12 protein-coding genes are annotated in these 17,891 nt (G+C 64.0%); 5 read left to right on the top strand and 7 right to left on the bottom strand.

Features of this window, described 5'->3' with window-relative positions; genetic code table 11:
• Positions 1-15: 15 nt before the first annotated feature.
• The 4 genes from ABVK50_RS01735 to ABVK50_RS01720 all read right to left on the bottom strand — a co-directional run bounded on the left by ABVK50_RS01735 (position 16) and on the right by ABVK50_RS01720 (position 5,133).
• The gene (locus tag ABVK50_RS01735) at positions 16-1,224 is read right to left on the bottom strand and encodes an acetyl-CoA C-acetyltransferase (protein WP_353643080.1); all 1,209 of its coding nucleotides are present in this window, start codon (positions 1,222-1,224) and stop codon (positions 16-18) included.
• Positions 1,225-1,254: 30 nt separating this feature from the next.
• Positions 1,255-2,424, bottom strand: coding sequence for an acyl-CoA dehydrogenase family protein (locus ABVK50_RS01730; protein WP_353643081.1), 1,170 nt, complete (start codon positions 2,422-2,424; stop codon positions 1,255-1,257).
• Between the two features lie 31 nt (positions 2,425-2,455).
• Complete coding sequence (locus ABVK50_RS01725; RefSeq protein ID WP_353643082.1) at positions 2,456-4,249, bottom strand: acyl-CoA dehydrogenase C-terminal domain-containing protein; 1,794 nt, start codon at positions 4,247-4,249, stop codon at positions 2,456-2,458.
• Between the two features lie 407 nt (positions 4,250-4,656).
• The gene (locus ABVK50_RS01720; protein WP_353643083.1) at positions 4,657-5,133 is read right to left on the bottom strand and encodes a MerR family DNA-binding transcriptional regulator; all 477 of its coding nucleotides are present in this window, start codon (positions 5,131-5,133) and stop codon (positions 4,657-4,659) included.
• 446 nt (positions 5,134-5,579) lie between these two features.
• Here ABVK50_RS01720 and ABVK50_RS01715 point away from each other — a divergent pair, with 446 nt between their 5' ends.
• The 3 genes from ABVK50_RS01715 to ABVK50_RS01705 all read left to right on the top strand — a co-directional run bounded on the left by ABVK50_RS01715 (position 5,580) and on the right by ABVK50_RS01705 (position 11,245).
• Positions 5,580-9,350 carry a peptidoglycan-binding protein gene (locus tag ABVK50_RS01715; protein ID WP_353646050.1) on the top strand — a complete coding sequence of 1,257 codons (3,771 nt, stop codon included), beginning with the start codon at positions 5,580-5,582 and terminating at the stop codon, positions 9,348-9,350.
• A gap of 180 nt (positions 9,351-9,530) precedes the next feature.
• Positions 9,531-10,457, top strand: a complete 927-nt coding sequence (locus ABVK50_RS01710; protein ID WP_353643084.1) for a sulfite exporter TauE/SafE family protein — start codon at positions 9,531-9,533, stop codon at positions 10,455-10,457.
• Positions 10,454-11,245: a TIGR02186 family protein gene (locus ABVK50_RS01705; RefSeq protein WP_353643085.1), complete on the top strand. Its 792-nt coding sequence runs from the start codon at positions 10,454-10,456 to the stop codon at positions 11,243-11,245. The genes ABVK50_RS01710 and ABVK50_RS01705 overlap by 4 nt, the downstream gene beginning before the upstream one ends.
• Positions 11,246-11,299: 54 nt before the next feature.
• Here ABVK50_RS01705 and pdeM read toward each other — a convergent pair whose 3' ends face one another.
• The 3 genes from pdeM to ABVK50_RS01690 all read right to left on the bottom strand — a co-directional run bounded on the left by pdeM (position 11,300) and on the right by ABVK50_RS01690 (position 15,516).
• Entirely contained in the window at positions 11,300-12,013 is a 714-nt protein-coding gene (gene pdeM / locus ABVK50_RS01700) for a ligase-associated DNA damage response endonuclease PdeM (RefSeq protein WP_353643086.1), read from the bottom strand.
• A 1-nt stretch (position 12,014) separates the two neighbouring features.
• Positions 12,015-14,510: a ligase-associated DNA damage response DEXH box helicase gene (locus ABVK50_RS01695; RefSeq protein ID WP_353643087.1), complete on the bottom strand. Its 2,496-nt coding sequence runs from the start codon at positions 14,508-14,510 to the stop codon at positions 12,015-12,017.
• A gap of 94 nt (positions 14,511-14,604) precedes the next feature.
• Positions 14,605-15,516 carry a methyltransferase domain-containing protein gene (locus ABVK50_RS01690; protein ID WP_353643088.1) on the bottom strand — a complete coding sequence of 304 codons (912 nt, stop codon included), beginning with the start codon at positions 15,514-15,516 and terminating at the stop codon, positions 14,605-14,607.
• A gap of 165 nt (positions 15,517-15,681) precedes the next feature.
• Between ABVK50_RS01690 and ABVK50_RS01685 the strand changes: the two genes are divergently transcribed.
• Both ABVK50_RS01685 and ABVK50_RS01680 read left to right on the top strand, forming a co-directional pair.
• Complete coding sequence (locus ABVK50_RS01685; protein ID WP_353643089.1) at positions 15,682-16,752, top strand: IS630 family transposase; 1,071 nt, start codon at positions 15,682-15,684, stop codon at positions 16,750-16,752.
• A 91-nt stretch (positions 16,753-16,843) separates the two neighbouring features.
• Positions 16,844-17,854: a ligase-associated DNA damage response exonuclease gene (locus ABVK50_RS01680; protein WP_353643090.1), complete on the top strand. Its 1,011-nt coding sequence runs from the start codon at positions 16,844-16,846 to the stop codon at positions 17,852-17,854.
• Positions 17,855-17,891 lie beyond the last annotated feature (37 nt).

Raw genomic sequence — 17,891 nt, 5'->3', positions numbered from 1 at the left:
TCTTCTTCTCCCCGGTCAGACGCGTTCGATGATGGTAGCGGTGCCCATGCCGGCGCCGATGCAGAGTGTCACCAACGCGGTGTTCAGGTCGCGGCGCTCCAGTTCGTCGAGCACCGTGCCGAAGATCATCGCGCCGGTCGCGCCGAGCGGATGGCCCATGGCGATGGCGCCGCCATTGACGTTGATCTTGTCGTGCGGAATGTCAAAGGCCTGCATGTAGCGCAGCACCACCGAGGCAAAGGCCTCGTTGAGCTCGAACAGGTCGATGTCCGACAGCTTCATCTTGGCGCGCATCAGCAGCTTTTCGGTCACGTCGACCGGGCCGGTCAGCATGATCGCCGGCTCAGAGCCGATATTGGCCAGCGCGCGGATGCGGGCGCGAGGATTCATCCCCATGGTCTTGCCGGCTTTTTTTGAGCCGAGCAGGACAGCGGCGGCGCCGTCGACGATGCCGGAAGAATTACCGGCGTGATGGACGTAGTTGACCTCCTCGATTTCCGGATAGCGCTGCACGGCGACGGCGCCGAAGCCGCCCATCTCGCCAGGCATGGTGAAGGAGGGGTTGAGCGAGGCCAGCGACTGCATGTCGGTCGTCGGGCGCATGTGCTCGTCACGGTCGAGGATGGTCAGGCCGTTCTGGTCCTTCACCGGCACGACCGAGTTCTTGAAGTAACCCTTCTCCCAGGCATTCGCGGCGCGCTTCTGGCTCTCGACCGCATAGGCGTCAACGTCGTCGCGCGAAAAGCCGTATTTGGTGGCGATCAGATCGGCCGAAACGCCCTGCGGCATGAAATAGGCGGGCAGGCCAACCGACGGGTCCATGAACCAGGCGCCGCCCGACATGCCCATGCCGACGCGCGACATGGATTCCACGCCGCCGGCGATGACGATCTCGTCCGAGCCCTGGGCGATCTTGGCCGCACCCAGATTGATCGCATCGAGCCCCGAGGCGCAGAAGCGCGAGATCTGGATGCCGGGCGCCGTCATTGCGTAGCCTGCCTCGAAGGCCGAGGAGCGCGGGATCACCGAACCGGCTTCGCCGACCGGGTCGACGCAGCCGAAGATGATGTCGTCGACAGTGCCGGTGTCGAGTCCGTTGCGGTCGCGCAGCGCTTCCAGAACCTTCGCGCCGAGACGAACCGCCGGCACTTCGTGCAACGCCCCGTCCTTCTTGCCGCGGCCGCGCGGCGTGCGCACGGCGTCGTAAACATAGGCTTCGGCCATCATCTTTCTCCTCGAATGCCGGGACCGCTGCTAGAGCGAGCGTGCGATCAGCAGTTTCATGATCTCGTTGGTACCGCCATAGATGCCCTGGACGCGGGCGTCGCGGAACATGCGGGCGATCGGATATTCATTCATGTAGCCATAACCGCCATGCAGTTGAAGGCATTCGTCCATCACCTTGCCCTGCAAATCGGTCAGCCAGTACTTGGCCATGGAGGCGGTTACAGGATCGAGCCCCCCATCGATGTGGCGTGCCACGCAATCATTGTAGAAGACGCGGCCGATAGTTGCTTCGGTCTTGAGCTCGGCAAGCTTGAACTGGGTGTTCTGGAATTCGAGGATCGCCTTGCCGAAGGCCTTGCGCTCCTTGACGTAATCGATGGTCAGGGCCAGCGCACGCTCGACAGCAGCAATTGCGGTGGTGCCGATCTGGAGGCGCTCCTGCGGCAATTGCTGCATCAACTGGATGAATCCCTGCCCTTCCTCGTGGCCGAGCAGATTGGAGGTCGGCACGCGCACGTCCTTGAAAAAAAGCTCCGACGTGTCGTTCGATTTCAGGCCGATCTTGTCGAGGTTGCGGCCGCGTTCGAAGCCCTCGACCTCGTCGGTCTCGACGACGATCAGCGAGGTGCCCTTGGCGCCCTTCGAGGGATCGGTTTTGGTGACGACGATGATCAAATTGGCGAGCTGGCCGTTGGTGATGAAGGTTTTTGAGCCATTGATCGAATACTGGTTGCCGTCGCGCTTGGCCGAGGTCTTCACGCCCTGCAGGTCGGATCCGGCTCCCGGCTCGGTCATGGCGATGGCGCCGATCAACTCGCCGGTGGCCATCCTCGGCAGCCACTTCTTCTTCTGCTCTTCTGAGCCGTAGTGGAGAATGTAAGGCGCGACGATCGAATTGTGCAGGCCGATGCCGAAGCCGTCGACGCCGACATGGCTGATCGCCTCGATGATGGCGCTCTCATGCGCGAAGGTGCCGCCCGAGCCGCCATATTCCTCCGGCATCGAGGCGCAGAGCAGGCCCGCCGCGCCGGCCTTTTCCCAGCTTTCGCGGTCGAACATCTCTGCCTTCTCGAACTCATCGTAGCGGGGCGCGATTTCTTCGGAGAGAAACCGCGTCGCCATGTCGTAGAGCATGGCGACATCGTCGCCGGCCCATTCGGGCTTGGGCAGAGAGAGGATTTCGGCGGGGCTGGTCATTGCTGTTTGCTCTCCCGTCGGTACAGCCGGATTAGAACGCTTCGGCCGGCAGCGCCATCATGGATCCCGCGCCGCTTGAAATGCGGGCCAGGTGCGCCGACGTTTCCGGCATCACACGTTCCATGAAATAGCGGCCGGTGACCAGCTTGTTTTCGTAGAAGGACGCGGTTTCGCCGGCTCCGTTCGCCAGCTTGCCCTGCGCGACCTTGACCATCTGCGCCCACATATAGCCTAGCGAGACCAGGCCGAAGAGATGCAAATAGTCGGTCGAGGCCGCGCCCGCATTGTCGGGGTTCTGCATGCCGTTCTGCATCAGCCACATGGTCGCGGCCTGCAGGTCGTTGAGCCCCTTCTTGAGCTGTTTGGTGAACGGCGTCATTTTCTCGTCGGCGCGGTTCTCCTCGCAGAACTCGCCGACCTCCTTGAAGAAGGCCTGCACCGCGCGGCCGCCATTCTGTGCCAGCTTGCGGCCGACGAGGTCGAGCGCCTGGATGCCGTTCGCGCCTTCATAGATCATGGCGATGCGAGCATCGCGCACGAACTGGCTCATGCCGTGCTCTTCGATATAGCCGTGCCCGCCAAACACCTGTTGCGCCATCACGGCATGGTCAAAACCCTTGTCGGTCAGCACGCCTTTGATGATCGGCGTCATCAGGCCCATGTGGTCGTCGGCCGCCTGGCGCTCCTTGTCGTCGCCGGAACGATGCGCGAGATCCGACTTGATCGCTGTCCACAGGATCAGCGCGCGGCCGGCCTCGTTGAACGCCTTCATAGTCATCAGATTGCGGCGGATGTCGGGGTGGACGATGATCGGATCGGCCTTCTTGTCCGGCGCCTTGGGCCCGGTCAGCGAGCGGCCCTGGATGCGGTCGCGGGCATAGGCGACGGCGTTCTGGTAGGCGATCTCCGAGATGCACAACCCCTGCATGCCGACCGATAGACGCGCCTCGTTCATCATCGTGAACATCGCCTTCAGGCCGCCATTCGGCTCACCGAGCAGATGGCCCTCGGCCTCGTCATAGTTCAGGACGCAAGTCGAGTTGCCGTGGATGCCCATCTTCTCTTCGATCGAGCCGCAGGACACGCCGTTGCGATCGCCCAACCCGCCGTCCTTCAACTTGAACTTGGGCACGATGAACAGCGAGATGCCCTTGACGCCTTCAGGCGCGCCCTCGATACGGGCCAGCACCAGATGGACGATGTTCTCGGCCATGTCGTGCTCGCCGGCCGAGATGAAAATCTTCTGGCCGGAAATCTTATAGCCGCCGTCACCATTGGGAACCGCCTTGGTGCGCAGCAGGCCGAGATCGGTGCCGCAATGCGGCTCGGTCAGGTTCATGGTGCCGGTCCAGAGACCTTCTACCATCTTTGGCAGAAACGACTGCTTCTGCTCGTCCGAGCCATGGACGAGGATCGCCGCGATGGCGCCCTGGGTGAGGCCGGGATACATCATCAGCGCCATATTGGCGGAGGAGAGATATTCGCCGACAGCCGAATGGACGGTGTAAGGCAGGCCTTGCCCGCCATATTCGGCCGGCGCCGCCAGACCCATCCAGCCACCTTCGCGATATTGGTCGAAGGCTTCCTTGAAGCCCTTGGGCGTCGTGACGGAGCCGTCCTCGTGGCGGACGCAGCCCTCTATGTCGCCCACGCGGTTTGTCGGCAGGATGACGTTCTCGGCAAGCTTTGCGCCCTCGGCGAGTATCGCCTCGAGCACGTCGGGCGTGGCATCGGAAAAACCGGGGAGATTGCTGTAGCGCTCGTAGCCCAGCACTTCGTTCAGCACGAAAAGCGTGTCCTGAACCGGCGCTTTGTATGTCGGCATCTCTCTTCCTCCAGCACGCGATTTCTGACGGCCATGAAAAGCGCCTGCCGGGCGCTGGCGGCCTCGATCGAACGGTCATAGCAATAATTGACGTTTGCGTAAACGTCAATTGCCGTCATGCACGGATGGAATGTCTTGTGGACAAGCGGATCACAGGCGCCGGATTGCACCGTACGCGTCCATGCGAACGAAAAAGGCGCGGGAAACCCGCGCCTTCTCGTCTACAATTTGCCGTCGCCTAAATGTGTTGCGATTCAGGTCAGGCCGCGCCGGAATCGAAGAGGGCGCGCAGCGACGAAAATGGCGGATTTCGAGAACCGGAGCGGAGCGTACATTTAAGTACGTGAGCACCGGAAGCGTAGAAAGCCGCCATTTGCAGGCCGGTATCCCTGAACATCAACACACCTTCAGGCGGCGCTGTTCGTCTGGGCGTTGGGCCGCTCGGCAAGCATCTTGCGTACGAGGGTCATCGAAGCCGTCAACTCATCGATAGCGTCCTCGATCACCTGCTTCTGCTTCTGCAGGCGGGCGAGCTGCTTTTCGGATTTGTCGAGCGCCAGGCGAAGCTGCTTGGTGTTCGTGCCGGAAGGATCGTAGAGATCCATCATCTGCTTCACATCGCGCAGCGAGAAGCCGACCTTGCGGCCGAGCAGGATCAGCTTCAGCCGCGCCTTGTCGCGCCGGGTATAGAGCCGGGTGCTGCCGTCACGCTGAGGATGCAGCAGTCCCTTGTCTTCGTAGAAACGAAGCGTGCGCAGCGTCACGCCGAACTTCTTGGCCATCTCGCCGATCCTGAGAAAGCCGTCCCCGGCCTCGCCCGAATCGACGAACATGTTGTCTGTAGCGCCAGCATTGTCGCCGGCTTTCATGGGTTTCATCGTCATTTGCTTTCCCCGTGTGGGGCGCTGCGGTCGGGCCGCTTTGCGCCGGTCGGAAGCATTCGGGGCGTTGGCTTCCAGCTATGGTTTCAACTGTTGGGTGCGTAAGCTGAGCGGGTTCCCGCACTTTTACGTTTACGTAAATGATATAATCGGGCGAACTTGGCCGCGCAAGCCTTGTCTTCGCTGATAGAGTGTCGCACCGCCGCGCCGAATGCACCATCGTTTTTAAACAATCCTTGCCCGATCTTAAGCTTGGTTAACGGCTTGTTTACCACGTTGGGCGAATTGTGCGCGTGTCGGTCTTCCGTGGCTATTTTGTACCTAGTTCTTCACGGTTTCCGGAGCGCGGCGCAGCCACGCTTCGTTTCCGTGGCTTCGCTGCGGTCGCACTCGGCAACGGATTCCAAACCGGCCCAGGCGGCCGGAGAAACTGGCAGATGGGCGTTTCGATGAACAGCAAGCGGTCATATCTCGACACACTGAATGCCGGAAGACAGCGCAGGCCGCATACCACGCTCGAGCAGCTGAACCGCTCGCTGGAAACGCTCGAGCAGCGGTTGGGCCGCTCGCCCGAACGCGCCGACGATTATGCACGTGGCGAAACGGATCGCACGAGCCCACAGGCGCGCCTTGACTCCAACACGCCCCACTCGTCGCGTATGCGCGAGCAGCCTTACCAGTCGATCGCACGCGACATGGACCGCCTGCGCGGGCAGGAGGACGGGATCGCCGCGGCCGGCAAGATCGCAGGCGAGTTGAAGGCGCTGCGCGAGGAACTGCGCCTGCAGGTCACTTCCGGCATTCGCCGTGAATTCGAGGTCCTTCGCAAGGACATTGAGCGGGCCTATTCGTCAGGCGCTGCAACGCGGGTGGGCGAAGAACTCGGCCGTGAGTTCGAGCGCATCTCGACCGCTATCCAGACGCTTTCGGAACGCAGCGACGACAAGAGCATCAACATGCTCCGGCTGGAACTGGAGCAGGTGAAGGCGGCTCTCGACACGCTGGCGCGCGAGGAGACCGTGCTTTCGGTCGACCGCCGCTGGGACGAATTCGACCGTCGCTGGAGCGATTTCGAGGATCGCGCCGACGCGCGTCAGCGGGCCGGAGAGCCCGGCCTGGCGGCGCTGACAGCGCGGCTCGAGCAGATCAGTGATGCGGTCAACAATCTTCCCGAATCGCTGTCGCTGCGCTCGCTCGAAGAGAAAGTGCGCACGCTGGCCGGCGCCGTCGATCATTTTGCTCGCCAGCAGGAGCATGGCGGGTCCGAGACGTTTGCCCTGATCGAGGAGCGTCTCGACGAGATCTCGCGCGCAATCGTCGCTTCGACGGCCGCCGCGCAAATGCCCAACTTCGACCCCGAGCCATTCGAGCGCATAGAGGCCCGTATCTCGGCGCTGGCGCGGCAGATCGATGAAGTCGCTGAGGAGCGCCCGTCCGGCGAGGTCATCGAACGCATCAACTTCCTGTCGCAGCGCGTCGACGAACTCGCCGCGCACGCCAACGTGCCCGATCAGGTGGTGGAACGGCTGGCAAGGCAGATCGCCGGGATCGCCGAGAAGATCGACCGCGTCCCGACGACGCCGGATGCCGAGTACATCTTTCAGGGCATCGAGCAGCGCTTCGACCTGTTGTCCAGCATGATCGAGCGCCGGCAGGGCGACGCGCTGGAACAGGGCAACATGCTGTTCCGCGACCTCGAACGCCGCCTCGACGAAGTGGCCGACCGGCTCGACCAGAGGGTGCCGGACGCAACCTTTGACAACGCCGCGATCATGAACGCTATCGATGCGCGTTTTGCAGCGCTGGCCGACAAGATCGGCTCGGGTGGAGCCGGCGAGCCCGGCAGCGATGCCATACGCGGGCTGGAAGCGCGGCTGGAGAGCATTTCGAGCCGGCTCGATGCCTCATCGTCGCAGTTCGCCGGCATCGATCCGGAACTGATCCGCAGCTTGGAAGCGCAGGTGGCCGGGCTTTCCAACCACCTCACTCGCCCCGGAACGCCCCTGCCGGAATTCGACGACATCGGGCCGCGTCTCGACGATATCGAGAAGTCGATCGCCGGCAGCCGCGAATCGATCCTCGAAGCTGCGCGGCAGGCCGCCGAGAATGCGGTGCGCTCGCTCGACGGCTCGCAGACGCACACGGCCGCCGTCACCGGCCTCGCCCAGGATCTGAAAGCACTGGAAGCGCTGACCCGCCGTTCCGATGAACGCAACACCAAGACTTTCGAAGCCATTCACGACACGCTGATCAAGATCGTCGACCGCCTCGGCTCGTTGGAGAATTCCGACGAAGCCCCGGCCGCTCCCAAGCCGGCGCCGCAGCGCAAGCTGTCGCTGCAGGACGCGCCGTCTCTCGATTTCGATGACGCCATGCCGCTTCATGCCGCGGAGGACGTCGCTCCCGCAGGGCGCGGCCAGCTGACGCCCGCCGAAGCCGCCGCAGCGGCTGCGGAGGCCGCCCTCGGTTCCGATAGCATCGCAGAGAACGAGCCTTCCGGCAGACGCTCCATGTTTGGCGGCATCGCGCGCGCGCTGACCGGCCGCAAGGACAAGGAAACGCCGCCGCTGGCGGGTTCGGCCCCGGCCGCTGCCGCGAGCGAAGCCCCCAGCGTCGATCTCGACGAACCGCTCGACCCCAAACTTGCCAACCGTCCGCTGGAGCCCGGTTCGGGCGGCCCCGACCTCAACGCGATCATGAAGCGCGTGCGCGACGAACGAGGCCAACCCGCCAAGCCGAACGAGCCCGACGCGGCCAAATCCGATTTCATCGCGGCTGCGCGCCGCGCTGCACAGGCGGCGGCGGCTGAGGCCGAAGTGCTGAAGCGCAACGCCGATCTAGGCGGACCGGTGCGGGCGCTCAGGATCGGCGACCTCTTGAAGAAGCGGCGCAAGACCATCCTGATGGCCAGCGCCGGCATTGTCATCGCGCTTGCCGGCCTTCAACTCGGCAAGGCATTCCTGGCGGACGGTGGCGAGATCGCGGAAATTTCGGCTGTCCCGCTCGTCGCCAAGCAGCTGATCGAAACAGCCTCGACCCCGGAGCCAGCGCAGGACGACGCCTCACCGCAGGTGGCGCTGGAGGAAACCGCACCGGACGCTGAACTGGAAGGCGTCGCGCCGGACGAAGAGATCGCGGTGCGCAAGGTCGACGAGGAAACGCCATCCGACTCCCCCCAGGAGGCGTGGGAAGACACCCACGCTACCGAGACTTCGCCGGAAGAACCGGCCGCTCAGGCCGGAGGCGTACAGCCGACCGAGCCGGCCTCTGCGGACGAAACTCCCTCAACCGCACCGACTGCCGAACCGCAGCCGGAGATGGACCCCGTATTAACGGCAACCGCCGTACCCTCCACTGCAATGCCTGCGATAACCGTGCCTGTCGAGGCCGGACCGGTGGCGCTTCGCGAGGCGGCGGATGCCGGCGACGCCAAGGCGTTGTTCGAAATTGCTTCGCGCTATGCCGACGGCCGCGGCGTGACCGCCGACATGAAAGAAGCGGCGAAATGGTACGAGAAATCAGCAGAACTCGGCTTCGCGCCGGCACAGTACCGCATCGGCAACCTCTATGAGAAAGGCGTTGGCGTCGAACGCGACGTGCAGAAGTCGAAGACCTGGTACCAGCTCGCGGCGGCACAGGGCAACGCCAGCGCCATGCACAATCTCGCGGTGCTGTTCGCCATGGGCGCAGACGGCACGGCCGACAATGAATCGGCGGCACGCTGGTTCACCGACGCGGCCGAACTCGGCGTCAAGGACAGCCAGTTCAACCTCGGCATCCTCGCGGCCAAGGGCGTCGGCATGACGCAGAACCTCGAGGAATCCTACAAATGGTTCGCACTGGTGGCCAAGGCGGGCGACCGCGACGCCTCCGCCAAGCGCGACGAGATTGCCAATGCGCTGCGCCCCGAACAGCTCGAACGCGCCCGCGCGGCGGCCGAACTGTGGAAGGCCAAGCCGCTCGACCCGCAGGCCAACGTCGTCGACATACCCGACTCCTGGCGGGAAAGCGCCGACACCACCGCCGGCATCGATATGAAGAAGGCGGTGCAGAATATCCAGTCCATCTTGAACAAGAACGGATATGATGCCGGCAGCGCCGACGGCGTCATGGGCAAGAAGACCAAGAACGCGATCATCGCTTTCCAGAAGGACAACGACATGGCGGCGACCGGCGAGATCGACGAAAAGCTGGTTCGCGCGCTGATTGCGCGCAAATGATCCTACCAAGCGTCGCTACCGGAACGCTTTGGTTACGGATTCGATGATAACCTGTTGAGATGGTTTTTATTTCGACAATGCGGTGAAGTTTGACTTCGCCGCATTGTCGGCGCAAGAGCCGTATAACCCGAGGACAAGGGACGGTCTTCGCCGACAGGCACATACAATCGAGTTTGACGGGTGGGCATCTATCTCCCGATCGCTGAAATGTCCGTTAATGTATTGGTGCTGCTTGCGATGGGCGCGGCGGTTGGCTTCCTGTCGGGCATGTTCGGCGTCGGCGGCGGGTTTCTGATCACGCCGCTCCTGATCTTCTACAACATCCCTCCCGCCATTGCGGTCGCCACCGGCGCCAACCAGGTCATCGCATCGTCCTTTTCCGGGGCGCTAGCGCATTTCAAGCGCGGAACGCTCGATTTCAAGCTCGGCACGGTGCTTCTGGCCGGCGGCATCGTCGGATCCACGATCGGCATCTATGCGTTCACGCTGCTGCGCGCCCTCGGCCAGCTCGACCTGTTCATATCCCTGCTCTACGTCGTCTTTCTCGGCCTCGTCGGCGGCTTGATGTTGGTTGAGAGCGTCAACGCCATCAGGCGCGCCAAAGGCGGCGCGGCCCCGACGCTGAAGAAACCCGGCCAGCACAACTGGATCCACCGCCTGCCGCTGAAAATGCGCTTTCGCGCCTCTAAGCTCTTCGTCAGCGTAATCCCGGTTCTGGCGCTGGGCGCCGGCATCGGCTTTCTGTCCTCGATCATGGGCGTGGGCGGCGGCTTCATCATGGTGCCGGCTTTGATCTATCTGCTGAAGGTGCCGACAAACGTCGTCGTCGGCACCTCGCTGTTCCAGATCATCTTCGTTGCTGCATTCACCACCATCGTCCACGCCACCACGAACCAGACGGTCGATATTGTCCTGGCGTTCGTGCTCATGCTGGGCGGCGTTGCCGGCGCGCAATATGGCGCGAAAGCCGGCCAGAAGCTGCGCGGCGAGCAGTTGCGGGCGCTGCTTGGGATGCTGGTGCTGGCGGTCGCAGTACGCCTTGCCTTCGGTCTTTTCCTGCCGCCACCCAGCCTCTATTCACTCACAGGGCTGACGGGGGAGCCATGACCGGCAGAACAAAAGCGCTCGCCGCGATGCTGCTGGCCGCGCTCTGCTGCCTGCCCTCCGCCGCGCTGGCGCAAGCTGACCCGGAACGGATCCAGATCGGCCTGTCGACCGACCGTATCGAGATCACCGCGGACTTTTCCGGCGCCAACCTGACCATCTTCGGCTCCATCGAGAACGCCGATCCGCTGATCAGCCGGCAGGGCCGCTATGATGTCATAGTCGTGCTGGAGGGGCCCGCACGGCCGGTGGTTGTGCGGCGCAAGGACCGCGTGCTCGGCGTCTGGGTCAACATGCAGTCGGAAACGTTCGTCAACGTGCCGCAATCCTATTCTGTCGCCACGACGCGGATGCCGCAGGACATCACCGGCCCGACCAACTACCGGCAACTGGCCCTCGGCGCCGACTATCTTCACATTCAGCCAGCCGATCCTGACAGCAGCCCGGCAACGCTCGAGCAGTTCGAGGCCGCGTTGCGCGAGCGCAAGAAGGCGACCGGCCTTTACAACGAGCGCATCGGCGGCGTCCAATTCCTATCGGCAAACCTCTTCCGCGCGACGGTGACGCTGGCGCCGAACATCCCCGTCGGCACGCACAAGGCGCGCGCCTTCCTGTTCCGCAACGGCGTGTTCGTGAGGGAAACCTCGGCGCAACTGGCCATACTGAAGTCCGGCTTCGAGCAGATGCTCTTTCGCCTGTCGAGCAATCACGCCACCTTCTATGGCTTTGTCGCGGTCGGCCTCGCAATGGTGACCGGCTGGCTCGGGCGCCTCATCTTCCGCAGGGATTGAGGCTGGGTCAAGAAGCGCAGAAGGCCTCCCTTTTGCCGGCCGGCAGTGCTTGATTTATCCCGGCCGCAGCATCGCGCCGGAGATGGCGAAAATGCGGCTTGATCCCAGCATGTAGGCGACGAAGGCTTCCCAGCGGAACAGGCCGGCATAGGCGCGATCGAGCACGTTCAGCGAGCCGGTGTAGCTGCCGAAGGCCGGCATGACGAGCCTGTCGCCATCGCTGGCGAAGCAGCGGCGGCGCACGGAGCGGCCGCGCTGCACGATCCGTGCGCAGGGGTGAAGATGGCCGGCGATCTCGCCAGCCACCGGAACCGCCGACGGCTCGTGGCGGAACACCAGCCCGCCGATCGCGATTTCGCGCACCGTCTCGCCCGGCAGGCCGGCGGGCGCATCGGGGTCGTGATTTCCGGCGACCCAGAACCAGTCGCGGCCTGCCATCATGGCGCAAAGAAAATTGCGGAATGGCTCGGGCAGGCGCGCTGAACCTTCGCCGTCGTGAAAGCTGTCGCCGAGGCTGATCACCGTCCGGGGACGATAAGCGTTAATTATCGTCTGCAGGCGCAAAAGGGTCGCGGCCGTGTCGTAGGGCGGCAGGAGAACGCCGCGCCGCGCGAAGGACGAGCCCTTCTCCAGGTGCAGGTCCGAGACGGCCAGAAGGTCCAGTTCGGGAAAATAGAGCACGCCGCGCTGGTCGCAGACAGCTCGCTCGCCCGCAATCAGGATCGTCCCGTCTTTCCCGGCCGCAACAGGCCTCAGCGCTACGTTCATTCTAACCCATCGCCTCTTCGACCAGATCGGCGGCTTCGGTGAGCAGCGAATCCCCGGCCTCGCCATGGACCGGCATCTTGCCCACCTCGAGCATGATCGGCACGGCGAGCGGCGAAATCCGCTCTAGATCCTTATGCACGATTCGGCTGCGGATGCGCGACAGCATCTCGGCAAGTCTCCTGACGTCGAGAAGGCCGGTCGCCGCATCCGCGCGCGTCGCCTGCAAAAGGATGTGGTCGGGCTCGTGGCTGCGCAGCACATCGTAGATGAGATCGGCCGACACGGTCACCTGCCTGCCGCTCTTTTCCTGGCCGGGATGACGCTTTTCGATCAGGCCTGAGATCAGCGCGCAATTGCGGAAGGTGCGCTTCAGGAGCCAGCTGTCGGCGAGCCAGGCTTCGAGATCGTCGCCCAACATATCCTCGTCAAAGAGCTGGCCCAGGCTCGGCTGGCCGCGTTTGAACATGTGGCCCATGTCGCCGAGCGACCAGATCGCCATGGCGTAGTCGGTCGCCACGAAGCCGAGCGGGCGCGCGCCGGCCCGCTCCAGCCGGCGTGTCAGCAGCATGCCCAGCGTCTGGTGCGCCAGCCGTCCCTCGAACGGATAGGCGACCATGTAATGGCGCTCGCCGCGAGGGAAGGTTTCGATCAGCAGATCCTGGCGTCGCGGGAGAACGGATTTTTCCGCCTGTATGCGCAGCCAGTCGGCGACCTGGTTCGGCAGATTCTTCCAGCGGTCAGGATCAGCCAGCATGGCGCGCACCTGCTCGGCCAGATAGGTCGAGAGCGGGAACTTGCCGCCGCCATAGTACGGCACCTTTGCATCGGCGCCCGGCGCGTTCGAGACGAAGCACTCGTTCTCGCGAATGCCCTCGAAGCGCAGCACCTTGCCGGCGAACATGAATGTGTCGCCATAGGTCAGCGTCTCGAGAAACGCCTCCTCGATCTTGCCGAGCACTGCCCCCCCGCGCGAGACCGAACCCTTGCTTCCGGCCTTGACGTAACGCACGTTGAGCGCCGGCACCTCTATGATGGTTCCGACATTCAGCCGGTACTGCTGCGCAACGCGCGGGTTGGAAACGCGCCACGCGCCGTCCTTGGTGCGCCTGATGCGGGCGTAGCGCTCGTAGCTCTTCAGCGAATAGCCGCCGGTGGCGACGAATTCTACGACGCGGTCGAAAGTTGCCCGGTCGAGGTTGGCGTAGGGCGCTGCGCTCCTAACCTCCTCGAACAGCTCGTCCGCAAAGAAAGGCGCGCCGCAGGCGCAGCCCAGCACATGCTGGGACAGGACGTCGAGCCCGCCATCGACCAGTGGCGGCGTGTCCTGCGCGCCGAGATAATTTGCATCCAGCGCCGCACGGCATTCCAGCACCTCGAAGCGATTGGCGGGAATGAGCATCGCGCGGCTCGGCTCATCCATGCGGTGGTTGGAGCGGCCGATACGCTGCGCCAGCCGGCTCGCCCCCTTCGGCGCGCCGACATGGACGACGAGGTCGACATCGCCCCAGTCGATGCCGAGGTCGAGCGTCGAGGTGGCGACTATGGCGCGCAGGCTGTTGGTCTCCATCGCTTTTTCCACGCGCCGGCGCTGGGCGACATCAAGCGAGCCGTGATGAAGCGCTATCGGCAAACTGTCGTCGTTGACGCGCCAGAGCTCCTGGAACAGCAATTCGGCCTGGCTGCGGGTATTGACGAAGAGCAGCGTCGTCTTGTGCCTTTTGACCGCATCGTAGATTTCGGGCGTGGCGTAGCGCGCCGAATGTCCCGACCACGGCACGTGCTCTTCGGAATCGAGTATGGTGATTTCGGGTTTCGCCCCGCCGGCGACGGTGATCAGGTCGGCCATGTCGCCAGGCGGGTTCTGGCCGACCAGCCAGCAGCGCAGTTCGTCCGGCTCCGCAACGGTCGCAGACAGGCCGATGGCCTGCAGCGACGGCACGTAGCGGCGCAGCCGCGCCAGGCCGAGCGAGAGCAGGTGGCCGCGTTTCGAGGTTACCAGCGAATGCAACTCGTCGAGCACGACGTAGCGCAGGTCCTCGAAGAAGCGCTGCGCATCCGAGGCGGCGATCAGCAAGGCCAGTTGCTCGGGCGTGGTCATGAGAATGTCGGGCGGGGCGAGCTTCTGGCGCTGGCGCTTGTGCACCGGCGTGTCGCCGGTGCGTGTCTCCATCGTCACCGGCAGGCCGATCTCGCTGACCGGCTTTCCCAGATTGCGCTCGATATCGACGGCCAGCGCCTTCAGCGGCGAGATGTAGAGCGTGTGAATGCCGCGGCGCGCCTCGCCCGGCCTTCGCCTCGGCCGGTGCTCCAGGTCCGTCAGTGTCGGCAGGAAGCCGGCCAGTGTCTTGCCGGCCCCGGTCGGCGCGATCAGCAGAACCGACTTTCCCGCCTGCGCCTTGCCGAGCAGATCAAGCTGATGCGGCCGGGGCGACCAGCCGCGCTCGGCAAACCATTTGACGAACCGCTCCGGCAGTAGCGCGGCCGTTTCATGCTGCATCTGGGGGCGGGTCAGCGTGTTCACGCGCCAAGAACTAGCGCGGACCGCTCAAGCCGCCAAGCGATTTTGTGAACAAACCGTGATCAGCCATCGATCAGTCAACGTGCTCAGCCACCACGATCAGCCCTTCAACAGGCTCGCTGCGGTCCTGCCTGATAATGTGCATCTCCAGCGACGGCACCGCGAATCCATTTCGCGCCATCAGGTCGCGGATGTAGGCCTCCGAATGCGCATAGCGGCGGGTGTCGCGCAGGATAAAATCTTCCGTGCCGGGATGGCGCTCGACCGAGAAGGCAAACAGGCCGCCGCTGCGTAGCGCCACCGCCACCTTGGCGGCAATCCTGTCCAGGGCGCCGAGATACATGAACACGTCGGCCGCTGTGACGAGATCGGCGCTCGCCGGCGCAAGCTGGATCGTCTGCAGGTCTGCCTTCATAAGCCGGTCATAGACGCCCTTGCCGCGCGCCTTCCTCAACATCTCGGCGGAAATGTCGTAGCCTTCCAGCACGTCAGCGACCGGCCGCAGCCGCTCGCCCATCAGGCCGGTGCCGCAGCCGAGGTCGAGGACGAGACCGAAGTGCTCCCGGCCGACGGTGCGGATGGCCTCCGCGAGCAGGTCCGGCACGCGGTATTCGAGACCGCGCACCAGCGCGTCATCGAATTTCTCCGCATACTGGTCGAACAGCGCCTCGACAAAGGCGCTCGGCGGCGCGTCGGCCGCGGGCGCAGCGCCGGTCAGCGCGAGCTTCAGCGCCGCACCCGACCGGTCAGCCGGATCGAGCTTCAGCACCATGCGCCAGGCTTCCGACGCCTGGTCGAGTGCGCCCGCCGCCTCATGGAATTCGCCGAGGCGGAACCAGCCCATCGCCCAGCCGGGCGCGAGTTCGAGCGCGCCGAGCATCAGTTCGGCCGCCTGCGTGTGCTCACCCGAGCCGAACAGCATCTCGGCATAGTCGGCGCGGCGGTCGGCCAGAAGGTCGCCGGAACAGGTTTCTAGCGGTTTCAAAATGGAATAGTCCTTGGTGGAGCAGTGCCGGGGACAGTTTACTTTGTTGCCCGGGAAGGGCGCGGCCGTCTACAGGTCGCGCAGGGGGCAAAAAGTAATACCCCGACTCGCTGACAACGCGAAGAAGAGGTTGACAGGTAGTTTGGGGTCGATTCTTTTGGCCGCATGATTCGCGGCGGTTTTCTCAGCGAGGAAGGGCGTGCCTATCTGCAGGCGGTGGTGCGGCGGCCGACGGAGAGGCACGGGGTTGCGCGCCGTGCCAACGCCATCCTGCTGCTGGACGACGGCTGGAGCTGTGAAGATGTAGCGCGGGCGCTCTACCTCGACGACGACACGGTGCGCGGCTGGCACAAGGCTTTTACCACCGACGGAACGCAAGCGTTGCGGAGCTTCGGCTGGAAGGGCAGCCAGAGCAAGCTGTCGCGCTGCCAGGAAGCCGAACTGGTCGAGACGTTGTCGGCCAAGCTTTTTCCGAGCACGGCGGCGGTGATGGCGCATGTCGAACGGCGCTACGGGATCGCCTATTCCAAACCGGGAATGATCCAGCTGTTGCACCGGCTGGGTTTCGATTACCGCAAGCCCAAGGGGCTGCCGGCCAAGGCCGACGCGGCGGCGCAGGAAGCTTTCGTGACCTGCTACGATAAGCTGCTCAACCGGCTCGAGCCCGACGAGATCGTCTACTTCAGCGATGCCGTGCATCCCGAGTATCAAAGCCGGCCGGCCTATGGCTGGATCCGGCGCGGCGACAAGCTCGCCGTCAAGCGCGGCAAGGGCCGTGAACGCATGAACCTCATGGGCGCACTGTGCCTGGAGAACTTCGACCTGCAGCTGATCGAAACACTGAAGATGTCGACACAGACGACGATCGATCTGCTTGCCAAGCTGGAGCGCGCCAACCCAAACAAACGTGTGATCCACCTTATCCTCGACCGGGCGCCGGTTCACCGCGGCGAGGCCGTCAGAGGCTGGCTGACGCGGCCAGGATGCCGCATCCGGCTGCATTTCCTGCCCGCTTACGCCCCCAATCTCAACGCCATCGAGCGATTGTGGAAAGTCATGCACGAGCATGTCACCCACAACCGCTACTACGACAATTTCCGCGCCTTCGCCGACGCCATCATGCGCTTCTTCAAATCCACCCTGCCGCGGAACTGGAAGACCATCCGCGATACCGTCAACGACAATTTCGTTATCGTTCGACCCGAGCAATTTCGGGTTATCGGCCAGACCGGGTAAAACTGTCCCCCTTTGCCTCTAGCTCTATCGGCCTGTCAGCAGCGAATTTCAACAGGCTTTCCACAACGGAACAAATGCCTATCTTGGAGCCATGCGCGCCCGCGACCTGCTCTGCCCGAAACCCGGCGGCCTCTATTGCGCCCCCGGCGATTTCTTCATCGATCCGGTCCGCCCGGTCGAGCGCGCGCTAATCACCCACGGCCATTCCGACCATGCCCGCCCCGGGCACGGCTCGGTGCTGGCCACACGCGAGACGCTCGACATCATGGCGATCCGCTGCGGTGAAGATTTCGCGGGGTCGACGCAGGTTGCAAGGCTCGGCGAAACCATCACTGTGAACGGCGTCGACGTGACCTTCCACCCGGCCGGCCACGTGCTCGGCTCGGCGCAGATCGCGGTCGAATATGGCGGCCTCCGCATCGTCGCCTCCGGTGACTACAAGCGCCAGCCGGACGCGACCTGCGCGGCTTTTGTCCCGATCCCATGCGACGTGTTCATCACCGAGGCGACCTTTGGCCTGCCGGTGTTCAGGCATCCATCGGACATCGAGGAAATCACCCGCGTGCTCACATCGGCCAGGCAATTTCCGGAGCGCTCCCACCTGATCGGCGCCTACGCGCTCGGCAAGGCGCAGCGCGTCATCCGCCTTCTGCGCGACGCTGGCTACCATGAAACCATCTACATCCACGGCGCACTGGCCAGGCTCTGTGAATATTATGAGAGCCAAGGCGTCGCGCTCGGCGATTTGCAGCCGGCGACCGTCGAGACCGGCTCGAAGGCCGATTTCGCCGGCGCCATCGTGGTCGGCACGCCGTCCGCCTTCGTCGACCGTTGGGCGCGGCGCTTTCCCGATCCGATCGCCTGCTACGCTTCGGGCTGGATGCGCATCCGCCAGCGCGCCAAGCAACTCGGCGTCGAACTGCCGCTGATCATTTCCGACCACGCCGACTGGGACGAACTGACCGACACCATTACCGAGACCGGCGCTGGCGAGGTCTGGGTGACGCACGGCCGCGAGGAGGCGCTGGTGCGCTGGTGCGAGCTTTCCGGTATTTCCGCCCGCCCGCTGCACCTCGTCGGCTACGAGGACGAGGGGGACTAGCTTTGATTTCGCAAGCGCCCCCTCGCCCGGCCTCCGC

It is taken from the genome of Mesorhizobium sp. WSM2240, assembly GCF_040438645.1.
Lineage (GTDB): Bacteria > Pseudomonadota > Alphaproteobacteria > Rhizobiales > Rhizobiaceae > Allomesorhizobium.
Note: the sequence above shows the minus strand (reverse complement) of the source record. Positions and strands in the feature narration are given on the sequence as shown.

What these genes read in the sequence shown, in the direction of transcription:
- ABVK50_RS01730 (WP_353643081.1), bottom strand. Translation starts at nt 2,424, where the DNA reads ATGACCAGCCCCGCCGAAATCCTCTCTCTGCCCAAGCCCGAATGGGCC.
- ABVK50_RS01715 (WP_353646050.1), top strand. Translation starts at nt 5,580, where the DNA reads ATGAACAGCAAGCGGTCATATCTCGACACACTGAATGCCGGAAGACAG.
- ABVK50_RS01695 (WP_353643087.1), bottom strand. Translation starts at nt 14,510, where the DNA reads ATGCAGCATGAAACGGCCGCGCTACTGCCGGAGCGGTTCGTCAAATGG.
- ABVK50_RS01725 (WP_353643082.1), bottom strand. Translation starts at nt 4,249, where the DNA reads ATGCCGACATACAAAGCGCCGGTTCAGGACACGCTTTTCGTGCTGAAC.
- ABVK50_RS01680 (WP_353643090.1), top strand. Translation starts at nt 16,844, where the DNA reads ATGCGCGCCCGCGACCTGCTCTGCCCGAAACCCGGCGGCCTCTATTGC.
- ABVK50_RS01705 (WP_353643085.1), top strand. Translation starts at nt 10,454, where the DNA reads ATGACCGGCAGAACAAAAGCGCTCGCCGCGATGCTGCTGGCCGCGCTC.
- pdeM (WP_353643086.1), bottom strand. Translation starts at nt 12,013, where the DNA reads ATGAACGTAGCGCTGAGGCCTGTTGCGGCCGGGAAAGACGGGACGATC.
- ABVK50_RS01735 (WP_353643080.1), bottom strand. Translation starts at nt 1,224, where the DNA reads ATGGCCGAAGCCTATGTTTACGACGCCGTGCGCACGCCGCGCGGCCGC.
- ABVK50_RS01720 (WP_353643083.1), bottom strand. Translation starts at nt 5,133, where the DNA reads ATGACGATGAAACCCATGAAAGCCGGCGACAATGCTGGCGCTACAGAC.
- ABVK50_RS01685 (WP_353643089.1), top strand. Translation starts at nt 15,682, where the DNA reads ATGATTCGCGGCGGTTTTCTCAGCGAGGAAGGGCGTGCCTATCTGCAG.